At 55.6% G+C, this 15,951-nt stretch carries 12 protein-coding genes and 1 tRNA gene; 2 read left to right on the forward strand and 11 right to left on the reverse strand.

What is annotated here, in order from left to right; all coding sequences use genetic code 11:
* Positions 1–131: 131 nt before the first annotated feature.
* From carB to BM261_RS09375, 4 genes are all read right to left on the reverse strand, one after another.
* Positions 132–3,347 carry a carbamoyl-phosphate synthase large subunit gene (gene carB, locus BM261_RS09350; protein WP_074897648.1) on the reverse strand — a complete coding sequence of 1,072 codons (3,216 nt, stop codon included), beginning with the start codon at positions 3,345–3,347 and terminating at the stop codon, positions 132–134.
* A 30-nt stretch (positions 3,348–3,377) separates the two neighbouring features.
* Positions 3,378–4,091 carry a hypothetical protein gene (locus BM261_RS09355; protein WP_074897650.1) on the reverse strand — a complete coding sequence of 238 codons (714 nt, stop codon included), beginning with the start codon at positions 4,089–4,091 and terminating at the stop codon, positions 3,378–3,380.
* A gap of 772 nt (positions 4,092–4,863) precedes the next feature.
* Complete coding sequence (locus BM261_RS09370; RefSeq protein ID WP_074897653.1) at positions 4,864–6,246, reverse strand: nucleobase:cation symporter-2 family protein; 1,383 nt, start codon at positions 6,244–6,246, stop codon at positions 4,864–4,866.
* A gap of 298 nt (positions 6,247–6,544) precedes the next feature.
* Positions 6,545–6,865, reverse strand: a complete 321-nt coding sequence (locus tag BM261_RS09375) for a DUF2322 family protein (protein WP_074897655.1) — start codon at positions 6,863–6,865, stop codon at positions 6,545–6,547.
* 162 nt (positions 6,866–7,027) lie between these two features.
* Between BM261_RS09375 and icd the strand changes: the two genes are divergently transcribed.
* A complete protein-coding gene (gene icd, locus BM261_RS09380; RefSeq protein ID WP_041961321.1) occupies positions 7,028–8,266 on the forward strand; it encodes an NADP-dependent isocitrate dehydrogenase in 1,239 nt (412 codons plus the stop codon).
* Positions 8,267–8,337: 71 nt separating this feature from the next.
* Here the strand turns inward: icd and hemH are convergent, their stop codons facing one another.
* From hemH to BM261_RS09415, 7 genes are all read right to left on the reverse strand, one after another.
* Positions 8,338–9,348 carry a ferrochelatase gene (gene hemH / locus BM261_RS09385; RefSeq protein WP_074897657.1) on the reverse strand — a complete coding sequence of 337 codons (1,011 nt, stop codon included), beginning with the start codon at positions 9,346–9,348 and terminating at the stop codon, positions 8,338–8,340.
* Positions 9,349–9,393: 45 nt separating this feature from the next.
* Positions 9,394–9,660: a hypothetical protein gene (locus BM261_RS09390; protein WP_143095769.1), complete on the reverse strand. Its 267-nt coding sequence runs from the start codon at positions 9,658–9,660 to the stop codon at positions 9,394–9,396.
* 70 nt (positions 9,661–9,730) lie between these two features.
* Positions 9,731–10,162: a hypothetical protein gene (locus BM261_RS09395; protein WP_074897662.1), complete on the reverse strand. Its 432-nt coding sequence runs from the start codon at positions 10,160–10,162 to the stop codon at positions 9,731–9,733.
* On the reverse strand, positions 10,159–10,692 hold the full coding sequence (locus BM261_RS09400; RefSeq protein ID WP_074897664.1) for a hypothetical protein: 534 nt from the start codon (positions 10,690–10,692) through the stop codon (positions 10,159–10,161). The genes BM261_RS09395 and BM261_RS09400 overlap by 4 nt, the downstream gene beginning before the upstream one ends.
* Positions 10,693–10,747: 55 nt before the next feature.
* Complete coding sequence (locus tag BM261_RS09405) at positions 10,748–13,153, reverse strand: DNA translocase FtsK (RefSeq protein ID WP_074897665.1); 2,406 nt, start codon at positions 13,151–13,153, stop codon at positions 10,748–10,750.
* 96 nt (positions 13,154–13,249) lie between these two features.
* Positions 13,250–14,383 carry an anhydro-N-acetylmuramic acid kinase gene (locus tag BM261_RS09410; protein ID WP_074897667.1) on the reverse strand — a complete coding sequence of 378 codons (1,134 nt, stop codon included), beginning with the start codon at positions 14,381–14,383 and terminating at the stop codon, positions 13,250–13,252.
* A 276-nt stretch (positions 14,384–14,659) separates the two neighbouring features.
* On the reverse strand, positions 14,660–15,529 hold the full coding sequence (locus tag BM261_RS09415) for a c-type cytochrome (RefSeq protein WP_074897669.1): 870 nt from the start codon (positions 15,527–15,529) through the stop codon (positions 14,660–14,662).
* Positions 15,530–15,798: 269 nt separating this feature from the next.
* Here BM261_RS09415 and BM261_RS09420 point away from each other — a divergent pair.
* Positions 15,799–15,874, forward strand: a tRNA-Arg gene (locus BM261_RS09420).
* The last annotated feature ends 77 nt before the right edge of the window (positions 15,875–15,951 follow it).

Raw genomic sequence — 15,951 nt, forward strand, 5'->3', positions numbered from 1 at the left:
ACCGGAATGCAGGCTGTTTGCAGATATTTGAACTCTATGCGTCCAATCAGGCATATCGGGAAGTATGCCGGCTTAGCGGACAGGCAAGGCAGACAATTAAAAGGCTGGTTGCTGCTTTGCTTCCAAACACCCTATTTCCGCGCCTTCAACCGTGCATGCAACTCCTGCACACTGTACACATTAGTTGAATTCAGGTTCTTCACACCTTCACTCATGGCTTCGCCGCCGGCCACGGTGGTGTATTGCGGCACGCGCTGGTTAAGGGCGCTGCGGCGGATGCTGTGGCTATCGGCCACGGACTGCGGGCTGCTGGCGACAGTGTTCACCACCAGCGCGATTTCGCCGTTTTTAATCGCGTCCACAATGTGCGGGCGGCCTTCGGGCACTTTGTTGACCGCCTGCACCACCACGCCGTGCTCTTTCAGGTAGCCTGCCGTGCCGCGTGTGGCGCAAACGCCGTAACCGAGGGCTTGGAAGTTTTGTGCGGTTTTCACGATAAGCGGCTTGTCTTCTTCGCGCACGGAAAGGAAGATTTTGCCGGTGGCGGGCATGCGTTCGCCTGCGCCGAGTTGGGCTTTGAGGTAGGCTTCGCCGAAGGTTTCGCCCACGCCCATCACTTCGCCGGTGGAGCGCATTTCGGGGCCGAGGATGGTGTCCACGCCGGGGAATTTGATGAAGGGGAACACGGCTTCTTTAACGGCATAGAAATCGGGGACGACTTCTTTTTCCACGCCTTGCTCTTGCAGGGAAATGCCTGCCATGCAGCGCGCGCCGACTTTGGCGAGCGGCACGCCGGTGGCTTTGGAGACGAAGGGCACGGTACGGCTGGCGCGCGGGTTCACTTCCAACACGAACACCACGCCGTCCTGCACGGCAAACTGTACGTTCATCAGGCCGACCACGCCCAGCGCGTAGGCCATGGCTTTAGTTTGGCGGCGGATTTCGTCTTGGATTTCTTCGCTGAGCGAGTAGGGCGGCAGCGAGCAGCCGGAGTCGCCGGAGTGGATACCTGCCTGTTCGACGTGCTGCATGATGCCGCCGATAACGACGTCTTTGCCGTCTGAAACGCAGTCCACATCGACTTCAATCGCGTTGTTCAGGAAGAAGTCGAGCAACACGGGGCTGTCTTCGGATACCTGCACGGCTTCGCGCATGTATTTTTGCAGCTCTTCGGCGGAGTGGACGACCTGCATGGCGCGGCCGCCGAGGACGTAAGACGGGCGCACGACCAGCGGATAGCCGATTTCTTCGGCTTTGACGAGCGCTTCTTCTTCGTTGTGGGCGATGCGGTTGGGCGGTTGGCGCAAGCCTAAGTCGTTCAACACTTTTTGGAAGCGTTCGCGGTCTTCGGCGGCGTCGATGCTGTCGGCGGACGTGCCGATGATGTTCACGCCGTTTTCAACCAGCGCGTTGGCAAGTTTCAGCGGGGTTTGACCGCCGTAATGCACAATCACGCCCCACGGGTTTTCGGTGCGGACGATTTCCAACACGTCTTCCAGCGTCAGCGGCTCGAAATACAGGCGGTCGCTGGTGTCGAAGTCGGTGGATACGGTTTCGGGGTTGCAGTTCACCATGATGGTTTCAAAGCCCGATTCGCGCAGGGCGAGCGCGGCATGAACGCAGCAATAGTCAAACTCGATGCCCTGACCGATACGGTTCGGGCCGCCGCCGAGAATCATCACTTTCTTACGGTCGGAAGGACGCGCTTCGCATTCTTCTTCGTAAGTGGAATAGAGGTAGGCGGTTTCGGTGGCGAACTCGGCGGCGCAGGTATCGACGCGTTTATACACGGGATGCAGCTTCAGCGCGTAGCGGTGTTCGCGCACTTCTTTTTCTTTTACACCCAAAAGCTGCGCGATGCGTTTGTCGGAGAAGCCTTTGCGTTTCAAACGGCGTAGGGCGGCGAAATCCAAGTCTTGCAGGCAGCCTGCACTTACCTGCTGCTCTTCTTTCACCAAGTCTGCGATTTGCGCCAAGAACCAAGGATCGATGGCGCAGATTTCGTGGATTTCTTCCAGCGTGAAGCCCGCGCGGAATGCGTCTGCCACAAACAGCATACGCTCAGGGCCTGGGTTCGCCAGTTCGCGGCGGATTTCCGCTTTGTCGGAGCTTCTCGGATTGAAGCCGCACAAGCCTGTTTCCAAGCCGCGCAGCGCTTTTTGGAAACTTTCCTGAATGGTGCGGCCCATCGCCATCACTTCGCCCACCGATTTCATCTGCGTGGTCAGGCGGTCGTCTGCGGCGGGGAATTTTTCAAACGCGAAACGCGGGATTTTGGTTACCACATAGTCGATGGAAGGCTCGAACGACGCGGGCGTGCGGCCGCCGGTGATGTCGTTGCGCAATTCGTCCAGCGTAAAGCCGACCGCCAGTTTCGCCGCCACCTTCGCAATCGGGAAGCCCGTCGCTTTGGAAGCCAGAGCCGACGAACGGCTCACGCGCGGGTTCATCTCAATCACAATCATCTCGCCGTTTTCAGGGTTCACCGCAAACTGCACGTTCGAGCCGCCCGTATCCACGCCGATTTCGCGCAATACTGCTAAGCTTGCGTTGCGCATAATTTGGTATTCTTTGTCCGTCAGCGTTTGCGCCGGCGCAACCGTAATCGAGTCGCCCGTATGCACGCCCATCGGGTCGAAGTTTTCAATCGAGCAAATGATGATGCAGTTGTCGTTCTTATCGCGCACCACTTCCATCTCGTACTCTTTCCAGCCGAGGACGGACTGCTCAATCAACAGCTCATGCGTGGGCGACGCATCGAAACCGCGTTCGCAAATCGCCAAAAATTCGTCTTTATTGTAGGCAATGCCGCCGCCCGAACCGCCCATCGTGAAAGACGGACGAATCAGCGTCGGGAAGCCGACCTGTTCCTGCGCCGCCAAGGCTTCGTTCATCGTGTGGCAGACAAAAGATTTCGGGCAGGAGAGGCCGATTTTTTCCATCGCTTCCTTAAAGCGGCCGCGGTCTTCTGCCTTGTCGATCGCGTCTTCCGTCGCGCCAATCAGCTCGACATTGTATTTCGCCAGCACGCCGTTGCGCGCCAAATCCAGCGCACAGTTCAGCGCGGTCTGACCGCCCATCGTGGGCAGAATCGCATCAGGCCGCTCCTTGGCGATAATCTTCTCCACCGTCTGCCACATAATCGGCTCGATGTAGGTAACATCCGCCATTTCAGGGTCGGTCATGATGGTGGCGGGGTTGGAATTCACCAGAATGACTTTATAGCCTTCTTCACGCAAAGCCTTGCAGGCCTGTGCGCCCGAATAGTCAAATTCGCAGGCCTGACCGATAACGATAGGGCCGGCGCCGATGATAAGGATGGATTTTAGGTCGGTACGTTTGGGCATGGTGGGTCTTTCTTTAAAAATAATAAGTTTTTATTTGCCAGTTTCCTGTTGTTTTTTTCGATATTCTGCCCTTGTATTTAGTGCAGCTCGTAATTCTGGATTGTTGGAAGGGGATAAGTTTTGAATTTTTCCTCCTTTCCATATTTTTATTTTGTCATATAAGGATTTTATTTCTGAATAATATGCCTCTTTTTTGTTTAATTCCTCTGATTTGTTTTGTAATTCCAATTTTATTTTATCTATGTCTTTATTCAAGTTATCTATGTCTTTATTCAAGATAACTAATTTGTCTTCAAGCATAGAAGACAATGTTATTCTTTCTTCATCTGTAAATAAGTAAATTCCATCATATATCATGGAGCACATTGTATAATAAGCTACCCGATTTCCTGCAAACAGGATGAGAGAATTTATTGAAATAAAGGAAATATTACTCCCTGATACTGCACTGGTAATAAACAAAAGAATAAAGAATAAAAAATAAAGAAGCAATTTGATAATTTTTCTTCTAGAAAATATTTGTAACAGATACTCCGCTACTCCTGTTAAAAGTCCAGTAACGAAAATAATGAAATAAGATATTTCATTATTTTTTTCTAAAAAAAATTCTTCAAGTATTGCAAATGAGAAAACAAGGAAAAATAAGGATACAAAAAATATAGTTCCATTTTTCTCTGACTCAAGTTTTGTGATTTTCTTTTTTAAATTTTCTATGAATTTATTTTTTTTGCTGGAATTTGTCATTTAATTAGTCCTAACAAGTATATGTAGCAAGCGTAGGTTGGGTCATGACTCAACAAAACTTATCAAATTATCTGTTAAACGTTGGGTTTGCCAACCCAACCTACCAAATATCGTCTGAAATCTGACGGTTTGTTTTTACTGCCAGCGCGTAGCAAGCCGTAGCCTGCATGTAGGGCGTGTGCGGTACGCACGCACGCGTTCTCCATTTTCCCTGCAACTCCAACCACCGCGTGCGTGCCTTGCGGCACACACCCTACCGATGGGTTTAAAAGTCGTCTGAAAAAACGCTCGCGGCGTTTGTTCCATCTGCCTTGCGATAAAGGCTACCTGAAAAATTCCTGCTGTTGATGTTTCGGGCATTCTTTTTTCAGACGGCCTGCAACGCTTGAATCCGCTGCAATCTGCTCCCTCCCCTGTGGGGGAGGGCTGGGGAGAGGGCATTCTCCAAGTTGCGGCAACCTTTCTCAATTCCCGAACCGCCTAAAATACAAGCCTTGCGGCTTGTTGCCCTCTCTCTAGCTCTCTCCCACGGGGAGAGAGGACGGGGTGGCTGTTGGGATTAAGGTTTGCTGTAATGGAGGCAAATTGTGCAGGCTGCTTTTTGCTGTTCAGACGGCCTTTTAAACGCTTACTTCAGGCAGCTTGCACGCCATAATCTTCAAAAAACAATCAAAATCAGCCGTCTGCTAATGTGCAGGCTGCTTTTCATTCCTGCCTCCGCGCTCCGCCATTATACGCCCAACGCCGCCGGTTCCGGCCGTCTGAAACGGGTTTACACTTCCAAATCGTCGCTGAGATAGACGCGGCTTGCGTTGTCGTCCGGCATCACGAGGTTCATCAGCAGTGCGGCCAGCCCGCCCATGCAGATGGGGTTTTGGAACAGCTCTTTCAGCGGCAGTTGGCCGAACACTTCGGGTTTGAAGCTCACGCCGAGGCCAAGGCCGATGGAGGTGGCGGCAATCACCATTTCGCGGCGGTTGATGCCGTGGCTCATGAGGATGCGCACGCCGGCCACGGTAATCAGGCCGAACATCAGCACCATCGCGCCGCCGATAACGGGGCTGGGGATGGTGGTGAAGGCGCGGCCGACGACGGGGAACAGCCCCAACAGCACCAAAATGGCGGCGATGAATTTGCCGACGTGGCGGGAGGCGACGCCGGTCATCTGAATCACGCCGTTGTTCTGCGCGAAGGTGGTCAGGGGCAGCGAGCCGAGTGCGGTGGCAATCACGGACACCAGCCCGTCGGCCAGCACGCCGCCACGCAAACGCCGTCTGAATGCTTCGCCTTCGTAGTCTTCACCGGACACCATGGCGGTGGCGGTCAAGTCGCCCACGGCTTCGAAAATGCTGAGCAGGTACACCAGTCCGGCCACGAAAAACGCCGTCCAGTGGAATTCAAAGCCGTATTTGAACGGCACGGGCAATGTGAATGCTGGCAGGTTTTGCAACACGGAAAAATCGACCATGCCCATTACCAGCGCGGCAATGTAGCCCGCCACCATGCCGACAGCGATGCCGCTCATCCGCAGCAGCGGGTTTTTCATGCAGTTGAACACCAGCACCACGAGCAGCACGAACGCCGCCAGCCCAATGTTCTGCATCGAACCGAAGGTGCCGTTGCCCAATGCGGCAAATCCGCCGCCGAATTCGGTAATCGCCACGCTAATCAGGCTCAGGCCGATCATCATCACCACCACGCCGCTGACGGTGGGCGTAATCACTTTTTTCAGATACGGCAGCAGCCAGGCCGAACCGGCCACCAGAAACGCGCCGACAAAGGCCACGCCCAAAAGCGCGGACATCATGGCGTTGGTGTCCATGCCCTGCTCTTTCATGCCGCTACCCAGCGCAATCATCACGCCGACAAAAGAAAAGTTCACCGACTGGATGGACAGCAGCCCCGAACCGACCGGCCCGAAGCGGTTCACCTGCAAATAAGTGCCCACGCCGGAAGCGACCATCGCCATCGACACCAGATAGGCGGTCATTTCAGACGGCAGTTTCAATGCGCCGCCGACAATCAGGGCGGGGGTAATCATGGGGACGAAAATCGCCAGCAGGTGCGTTACCGCGCTGAGCAGCGCATTGGCGAACGGCGGTTTGTCTTCGAGGCGGTAAACCAAATCGGTGGCGGGGGATTTCGGGGCGGACATTCGGATTCCTTACAGTTGGCAGATACGGCAAAGCCGCTGCCGTAAATCCGGTGCGGCTTGCTGTGAAGATTTGTAAAGGCGGCATTATAGGCCGTTTGCCGGCGGCGGGCAATTCTCTGCTGCTGCAAATGAGCCGGCTGTTTTGTTTTTCAGACGGCCTGAAGCGTTGCCGCCGCCATCCATATGTTCGGAGGCCGTCTGAAAACGGCCTACGGCCGATTGCGGCAGGTTTCTGCAAATCTAAAAAAAGGCCGTCTGAAAAAAACGTTGCTCCGTTTTTCAGACGGCCTCTACATCGTCAGTCGGCAACAAGCGAACGGAGCCGCAGTTTCAAACCTTCGTTTTTCACTTTGAACAACAGGTCGATGTTCGGATGTTTGCCCGGATTGGCCTGCGCGTCTGCAACGTGTTCGGCAAACCATTCCAAGCCCTGCTCCGCCGCTTCGCCGTCCAATATGCCGCCGAAGCGTTCGGCCAATGCGTTATACAGCTTCAGCGAACCGAGTTTGCCCGGTACGGCCGGGATGTGGTGGAGGACGCCGCCGTTTTCACCGCATACGTCCAGCCCGCTCAGGCTGGAAATGTCGGGCATGGCAGCCAAATTGTCTTGAAAAGCCATTTTTGTTTCCTTTGAACAGATATGATTCGAAGGGCGTATGGTAACAAGTAATTGTTGGCACGCCCTAGCAAAAGTTTACCAAATCAAGCATAATCGCACGGCGCGCGTATCCGTGCCGATATGCGTTTCAAAAGAAAATGATCAACTGTTTTAGGAGACACCATGAGTCATATCAAAGTACCGGCGGAAGGCAAAAAAATCATTCCGGGCCAAGCCGTTCCCAACAATCCGATTATCCCCTTCATCGAGGGCGACGGCATCGGCGTGGACATCACGCCCGTCATGATCGACGTAATCGACGCGGCAGTTGCCAAGGCTTATGGTGGCGAGAAAAAAATCCACTGGATGGAAGTGTATGCCGGCGAGAAAGCCACCAAAGTGTACGGCGACAACGTTTGGCTGCCGCAGGAAACCTTGGACACACTGAAAGAGTATTCCGTATCCATCAAAGGCCCGATGACCACGCCCGTGGGCGGCGGCATCCGCTCGCTCAACGTCGCGCTGCGCCAAGAACTCGACCTCTACCAATGCGTGCGCCCCGTGCGCTACTTCAACGGCGTGCCCTCGCCGCTGAAAGACCCGAGCAAAACCGACATGGTAATCTTCCGTGAAAACACCGAAGACATTTACGCCGGCATCGAATGGGAAGCCGAAAGCGAAAACTGCAAAAAAGTCATCGACTTCCTGCAAAACGAAATGGGCGTGAAGAAAATCCGCTTCCCCGAAACCTCGGGCATCGGCATCAAACCCGTTTCCAAACAAGGTACGCAACGCCTGGTCCGCGCCGCCATCCGCTACGCCATCGACAACGACAAACCGAGCGTCACCCTGGTCCACAAAGGCAACATCATGAAATTCACCGAGGGCGGCTTCCGCGACTGGGGCTATGAACTGGCGCAAAAAGAATTCGGCGCAGAGCCGATCGACGGCGGCCCGTGGTGCAAATTCAAAAACCCGAAAACCGGCAAAGACATCATCGTTAAAGATGCGATTGCCGACGCCTTCCTGCAGCAAATCCTGCTGCGTCCGGCCGAATACAGCGTCATCGCCACCCTCAACCTGAACGGCGACTACATTTCCGACGCGCTGGCGGCACAAGTCGGCGGCATCGGCATCGCCCCGGGCGCGAACATTTCCGACGAATACGCCATCTTCGAAGCCACCCACGGCACCGCACCGAAGTATGCCGGACAAGACAAAGTGAACCCCGGTTCGCTGATTCTGTCGGCAGAAATGATGCTGCGCCACTTGGGCTGGAAAGAAGCGGCCGACTTGGTAATTGAAGCGATGGAAAAAGCCATCGGCGACAAACAGGTAACCTACGACTTTGCCCGCCTGATGGACGGTGCCAACGAAGTTTCCTGCTCCGCCTTCGGCAAAGCGATGATTGAGCGCATGTAAAAATCCGTTCGGCCAATAACAAAAGCCGTCTGAAAACCCGTTGCAAGGTTTTCAGACGGCCTTTTTATGCCTTACAGCCAGCCTGCGGCCTCTTCCCTGACCAAAGTTTCCAAAGCGTCTATCCAAGCCGGATTGTCGTTCAGACAGGGAATGTAGCGGAATTCACGCCCGCCTGCGGCATGAAAAGTTTCACGTCCGGCAATAGCGATTTCCTCCATGGTTTCCAAACAGTCGCTGACGAAGGCGGGACAGATGACGTCCAATCGGTCGGTACCGTTTCGCGGCAGGCTGATGAAAAGGTCTTGCGTGCTCGGCTCCAGCCAGCGTCCGCGCCCGAAGCGGCTTTGGAAGGAGACGGTGTATTCTTGCTCGCCCAGACCGAGTGCGGCGGCGAGCAAGCGTGCGGTTTCGCCGCATTCGTCGGGATAGGGGTCGCCCGCGTCGTGATGCGCCTGCGGGATGCCGTGAAAACTCATCATCAAGTGCCCTCCCCTGCCGTGCTGCTGCCAATAGGCGGAAACCTGTTGGCGCAGGGCCTCGATATAGGCGGGATGGTTATAGAAGCTGCGGACGGTACGCAGCCCGACTTGGTTGCGCTGGCGCAACATGGCGCGGAACACTTGATCCAATGCCGCGCCGCTGCTGGAGGAAGCGTATTGCGGATAAAGCGGGACGGCCAAAATCCGGGTAACGCCCTGCGCTTTGAGTTCGGCTATGGTGTCGGCCACGCCGGGCAGGCCGTATGTCATGGCCGGACGCACCAACACGCCGGGCAGGCGTTGCGCCAATGCATCGGCCTGGCGGCGGCTGTAAATGTAGAGCGGCGAGCCTTCCTTCAACCAGATTTTTTTATAGTTTGCCGCACTGCTTTTGGCGCGGAAAGGCAAAATTGCGCCGCGCAAGATGGGCTGCCACAGGGCGGGCTTAAGTTCGACGACGCGCCGGTCGGACAGGAAATCGCGCAGGAAGGGGCGGACGGCTTCCGCAGTGGGCGCGGACGGCGTGCCGAGGTTGATGAGGAGGACGGCGGTTTGCGGCTGCCGGTCATGCGGCAGGGCGGGTTCGGTCTGGAAACGGGTCACGTTTTTCCTTTCAGACGGCCTGTTATGCGGCAGGCGGAGTTGGGTTTAGGGTTGGCCTTCCGACGATGCGGCGGAAGCAGCGGAAGCAGCGGAAGCAGCGGTTGCCTGTTCGACCGATGCGGCAGACGCATCGTCTTCCGGCACATCGGCCGGCGCAGTGTAGTCTTTGCCGCCTTCTTCGATAACGGTGGCTGCTTCCTGCGCCTGGATTTCGGACGCACTCAGTTCGGGCTGGGGTTGGCCGTTGCAGGCAGCCAGCACCAGCATTACCGCTATCAGCCCAACAGATCGGGCGGTTTTCGGATTGCTCATATTTTATCGCTCGGAAGCATGGTTTCAGACGGCCTCACTATTATAGGCCGTCTGAAAGTCTTATTCGGGTTTAACGGGTTTGCAAGGCCTGCACGCTGTCCAGCAGCCATTGCTGTGTTTCTTTGATTTTTGCTTTGGCGGCATCGCTGCAACCGCCCGTTTCGGCAAACAGGCGTTCTTTCTTGCCTTTGCCTTGCGCGTAGGCGCGGGCGGTGATGATTTGGATGTCGTTGTCGTTCATATCGAGTTTGAGTTTGGCCGCCGTCTGTTTGATGCCTTTCAACAAGGCGGTGTGCAGTTTCCCGCCCGGTGCGTAGAAGGGGTCGTCCTGACGGCTGATGCCGCACTCCATTGCCTCTTTGTGCAGAATGCCGCTCAATTCGGCCATATCGAACAGGTTAATCAGCCGTGCCTGATCTGCCGGTTCGCCTGCGGCGGATGCGGGCGCGGCAGAGAGTGTCAGCGGCAGCAGGATCAGAGCGGCAAGCAGGTGTTTTTTCATGTTTCGTCCTCCGGTTGGTCGGCCACGGGCTCTCCGTTGTCTTCGAGCCAGCGGCGGTGTTGGAAATCGTATTGGTAGTGCTCGAACAGCAGCAGCGGGTCTTTGCACAACAACAGCGGTTTGCCGTCTATCCAATGATAACGCAGGCAGGATATTTTCCCGCCCAAACCCGCTGCGGCCAAAGTTTCGGGATAACGTCCGTGCCGTGCATAATATTGCCCGAAAGCGGCGGCCGAAACAGCCATTTCGTGCCGCGCATGGTAATAGTTGAAGATATTTATCACCACTGACAAAGCGGCCGCGATTACCCACACAATGTTTCTGAGCCGTTCTTTCCGTGCCGCCTCCGGCCGTTGCCGGGCCGACCTTGATGCGGACAGGCGGACGGCGAACAACAGGGGCAAGGCGAAAACCAGCATATAGGCCGAACCCGGTGTCGCGGTTATGCCGAGGAAGAAAGCAATGCCTGCCAAAGTGGCGGAACAGGAAATGACCGTCATCACAACAGACTTCAAGCTGTTTCTTTCCATCGCCTCTCCGTATCCGCTTTTCAGACGGCCTCAAGCATCGGAGGCCGTCTGAAAACTATAAATCATCTTTCCGCGCCAGCACCTTGCGGCTGCCGCCGACATCGGCGGGCGACACCACGCCCGCTTCTTCCAAGGCATCCATCATATTGGCGGCGCGGTTGTAGCCGATTTTCAGGTGGCGTTGCAGCGAGGAAATCGAAGTTTTGCGCGTTTCGATGACAAAAGCGACGGCTTGGTCGAACAGTTCGTCCGCACCCGCGTTCGGATTGACCGCATTGACGGTTTCCATCGCCGCTTCGCCCGACAGCAGGCCTTCGACATAATCGGCCGGTGCCTGCCGTTTGATGTGGGAGACGACTTCATGCACTTCGTGGTCGGATACAAACGCACCCTGCAGGCGGGTCGGCTCGGCATTGCCAGGCTGGAGGAACAGCAGGTCGCCGTATTTCAACAGGTCTTCCGCGCCCATTTGGTCGAGGATGGTTCGGCTGTCGATTTTGCTCTGCACGGTAAAGGCCATGCGCGTCGGGATGTTGGCCTTAATCAGGCCGGTAATCACGTCCACACTCGGCCGCTGGGTGGCGATAATCAGGTGGATGCCGGCGGCGCGGGCTTTTTGCGCCAGGCGGGCAATCTGTTGTTCGACCGCCTTGCGCTCGGTCATCATCAGGTCGGCCAATTCGTCAATCACCACCACAATCAGCGGCAGTTTTTCCAGCGGTTCCGGCTCGTCGGGGTTCAGGCTGAACGGATTGGGGATTTTCTGCCCTTCTTCAGCCGCTTTGGCGATTTTTTCGTTGTAACCGTCCAGATTGCGCACGCCCAGATGCGACAGCAGGCGGTAGCGTTTTTCCATTTCGGCCACACACCAGTTCAAGGCCTGCCCCGCTTCGCGCATATCGGTTACCACTGGGCAAAGCAGGTGCGGAATGCCGTCGTATACCGACAACTCCAGCATTTTCGGGTCGATCATGATAAAGCGCACTTCGTCGGGCGTGGCTTTGTAAAGCATGGACATAATCATGCCGTTCACGCCCACCGATTTGCCCGACCCGGTCATACCCGCCACCAGCAGATGCGGCATTTTGGCCAAATCGCCCACCACCGGCACGCCCGCGATGTCTTTGCCCAGGGCGACGGTGAGCTTGGATTTGGCTTCTGCAAACACGGGGGCGGCCAGGATTTCGCGCAGGGTAACTTCCTGACGGCGGTCGTTCGGCAACTCGATGCCCATGGTGTTTTTGCCCGCGATGGTCTCGACAATACGCACCGACTGCAACGACATCGAACGTGCCAAATCTTTGGCCAGATTCACAATCTGACTACCCTTCACGCCCTGCGCCGGCTCGATTTCATAGCGCGTGATGACCGGGCCGGAAGTGGCGGAAACCACCTGCACTTCAATACCGAACTCGGCCAATTTGCTTTCGATGCGTTCGGCCGTTTGTTGCAGTTTGTCGGGATCAATCGGCAGCGCTTCGCCTTTCGGATTGCTCAACAGGCCGAGCGCGGGTTTGACATATTCGCCCGTCGGCGGTGTTTCGACCGCTTCGCCCTTGCTGTCGAACAAGGCCGTCTGAACGGGAACGGGCGGGGTGACTTCCAACGCCACGGTTTTTCGGTTGCTGCTGGCGGCAACGTGCTTGTCCAATGGTTCGGCCATGATGGTTTCCGCTTCTTTCACCATGCGCCGCGTGGTTTTTGCATCAGGCAGGTCTTTGATGTAGGGCGAATGGCGGCGGGTGATTTTTTCCCACAGCCATTCCAGCCTGCTGCCGATGTTTTCCAGCATATCCAGCCAGGAAATCTGCGCGACAAAGGAAAAAGCCAGCAATACGATGACCAGCATCACCAGGAAACTGCCGCCGTTGCCGAGCAGATGGCTGAAAACGCTGCCAATCAGCAAACCTGCCAGACCGCCCGCCCCGGTGGGCAGGGAATCGCCGAGCTGCTGCTGCCACAAGGCATATTCCAAAACCGGGCTACCCAAAAGCAGCACCGTCAGCCCCGCCACGGCCAGTTTCACACTGTACGGACGGCTGTCGGGCGAACGCAGCGGGCGGAAACTTTTCCACAGCCACACCAGCGCGGCCAACACCAGCCACCACACCGACAATCCGAACAGGTAATAACCGACGTCGGCAAAATACGCGCCAAACAGGCCGCCGAGATTGTGGATGGACTCGTCGGCAATCACGCTGCGCGACCATGCGGGGTCGTTCATATCGAAACTGGCCAGCGTGATGGCGAAATAGATGGTTACCATCAAGCCGAACAGCCAAAAGGTATCGCCGATTAAATTGGCAATGTGCTCGGAACGGCGGCGGACGGCCTCATTGCTGACTACACCCGCACCGCGCGCCCCTTTTCCGCCATCCTGTTTTTTCTTTTCTGCCGGCGTCCGGCGGCGCGTGCCTGTGGTTTTGCGTGTGCTTTTTTGTGGTTCGGGTTTGCTGCTCATAAAAACTTCAAAATTATTCGAATAGGCCGTCTGAAAACAGGGACGGCGGTAAAAACGCGGAATTATATAGTATTTTCAGACGGCCTGAATGACGGGTCAGGCAAAATGGCCGCAACCGAGGATGCAGTCGCGCCGCGCACCTGTGGCACGGCGCGGGTTGGACGGGATGCGGTTGACCCAACAGGCGGCCAGCCAGCCGAAGGCGGCGGCCTCCACCCACTGCGGATCAAGATTGAGTGCCGCCGTACCGAGTATTTCGCATTGCGGCAGGCGTTCCGCCAAATCCGCTGTCAGCAGGGGGTTGCGGATGCCGCCGCCGCAAACGTAAACCCTTCGGCACTCCGGCGCGGCACGGCGGATTTCGGCAGCGGCGGTTTCGGCGGTAAAGGCGGTCAGCGTGCGCAAAACATCGTGCGGATTTTCCCCGCCGGAAAGCCGGTCGGCCAAATACGGCAGGGCAAACAATTCGCGGCCGGTACTTTTGGGCTGCGGTCGGGAAAAATAGTCATGGCAAAGCAGGTTTTCCAGCAATGGCGGCAGCACCCTGCCCTGCGCGGCCAAACGGCCGTCTTCGTCGTACGGCTTCTGCCAAATTTTCTGCGTCCATGCGTCCATCAGCATATTGCCCGGCCCGGTATCGAAACCGAAAGCCGGCGCGTCCGGCGGCAGTACGCTGATGTTGGCGATACCGCCGATATTGAGCAGTACGCGGGTTTCGTCGGGCGCGGCAAATAATGCCTGATGAAACGCCGGCACCAGCGGCGCACCCTGCCCTCCCGCCGCCAAATCGCGGCTGCGGAAGTCGCCGACGGTAAAAATCCCCGTCAGCTCGGCCAGCAACGGCAAGTCGGCAAGCTGGATGCTGTAACCGTGCTCCGGCGCATGGCGTACGGTTTGCCCGTGGCAGCCGACTGCGGTAATATCAGACGGCCACAAACCTTGCTGTTCCAGCAGTTTCTTCACGGTATCGGCATACAGGCGGCTTAATTGTTGCGCCAATATCCTGCTGCGGTGCAATTCGTCCCCGCCGCTGTCCTGCAAGGCCAGCAGTTCGCTTTTCAGACGGCCCGAATACGGTAAAAAACTGTGCGCTTCCGCACCCAGCCAGCGGCCGCCGTCCATACGGATTAACACGGCATCCGCGCCGTCCATGCTGGTGCCGGACATAATGCCGATATAGAGTTGGCTGCTCGATGCCGAATCGGTTTGGCTTGTAGAAGTGTGTGTCATGATTGAGGCCGTCTGAAAAATAACGATGGGCTGCCGATTAAGGACAGCCCGTATTGTAACGCGCTTTGCCGCCTGCGGCAGAATCGGCACACAAAGGAAAGGCCGTCTGAAAACCGAAATCAGGTTTTCAGACGGCCTTCCATAATCATATAAAACCGGAACTTTGAAAATTTCTCCGGCCCCAATATGAATTGCAGCCATCAAATCCCAATGCGATATGTGCCGGCCGACAAAAAAGGGCATGCAGTTTTGCATACCCTTTTTATTATCGTATTTTTAGAATTTGCCGCCGGATTCGTTCACCATATAAACAACGGCCGCTTTCACTTCGTCGTCGCTCAATTCGGTGTTTCCACCTTTGGCCGGCATCATGCCTTTATCTTGGAAACCTTCGAGAGCATGTTTAAACAAGGTATCTTTGCCTTTTTTGATACGCGGAGCCCATTCGTCTTTATGAGTGACACGCGGCGTATCCGGAATGGCGGAATTGGCACCATGGCAGCCGAAGCACAAGCCGTCAAATACTTTTTTGCCGGTTGCCATCACATCGCCGTTTCCACCTTCGGCAGAAGCGGCAGCTTCGGATTTTCCGGCAGCCGGCGCAGTACCGGATGCGGCGGCCTCGGACGCGGCACCTGAAGCAGCCGATTCGGTTGGGGCAGGTGCTTTGTCAGGATCAGGCAGATTACCGCCGGATTGATTAGCCATATAAACAATCGCGCGCTTCAACTCCAGTTCGGTCAGGTCGGATTGACCGCCTTTTGCCGGCATGGCGTTAAAGCCGTTCAAAGCATGATTGAACAAGGTATCGAAACCTTGGGCCAGGCGGGGAGCCCAATCGGCATTGTGCGTGATTTTCGGGGAACCTGCTGTCGAACTGTCGGCAGCATGACACTGGTAACAAACTTTAGCGAAGATTTTGTCGCCTTTACGTTCGCCGACGGGGACACCGTCTCCCTCGACAATGGAACCTTGCGGCTGAATCCGCGTTTGCGTGGCGGCATCGGTGGTTTCTTCAACCGTTCCGTGATAGCCGCTGCTGGCCAATTTAACCAAAAGATAAAGGGTAGCCAACAGAATGACGATGCCGCCGATCAGTGTGGTTAGGGCGGAACCGCGGGCATTTTGGTTGGTAGGATGGTTCATATTTATAAGCCTCGCCGTTTTTTGTTTAGTGATGAGGAAATTGAATTTTATGTGGCGTTAATATCAATTAACAATAATTTGCGGATTATACTGAATCCGTTCCGTCTTTCCAATCTTTAAATTTTGGCCTATCTCAAAAAAATAGAAAATACCCCCGCAGGCCATACGAAATAAACCAGATTAAATTCCGATGCTTCGACAACAAGTTGCCGAAACCATAAAGATTGATTTTGTGAAACAGCCGAAATGTGGGATAATGCCGAGACTTTGTACCCGTAGCTCAGTTGGAAGAGTGTCAGCCTCCGAAGCTGAAGGTCGCTGGTTCGATCCCAGTCGGGTGCGCCAATTCCCAACAGGCCGTCTGAATTTTTTCAGACGGCCTGTTGTTTTCCTATTATTTCAAGACAGCCTCCGCCGCGTAA

The organism is Neisseria elongata subsp. elongata (genome assembly GCF_900113545.1).
GTDB lineage: Bacteria > Pseudomonadota > Gammaproteobacteria > Burkholderiales > Neisseriaceae > Neisseria > Neisseria elongata.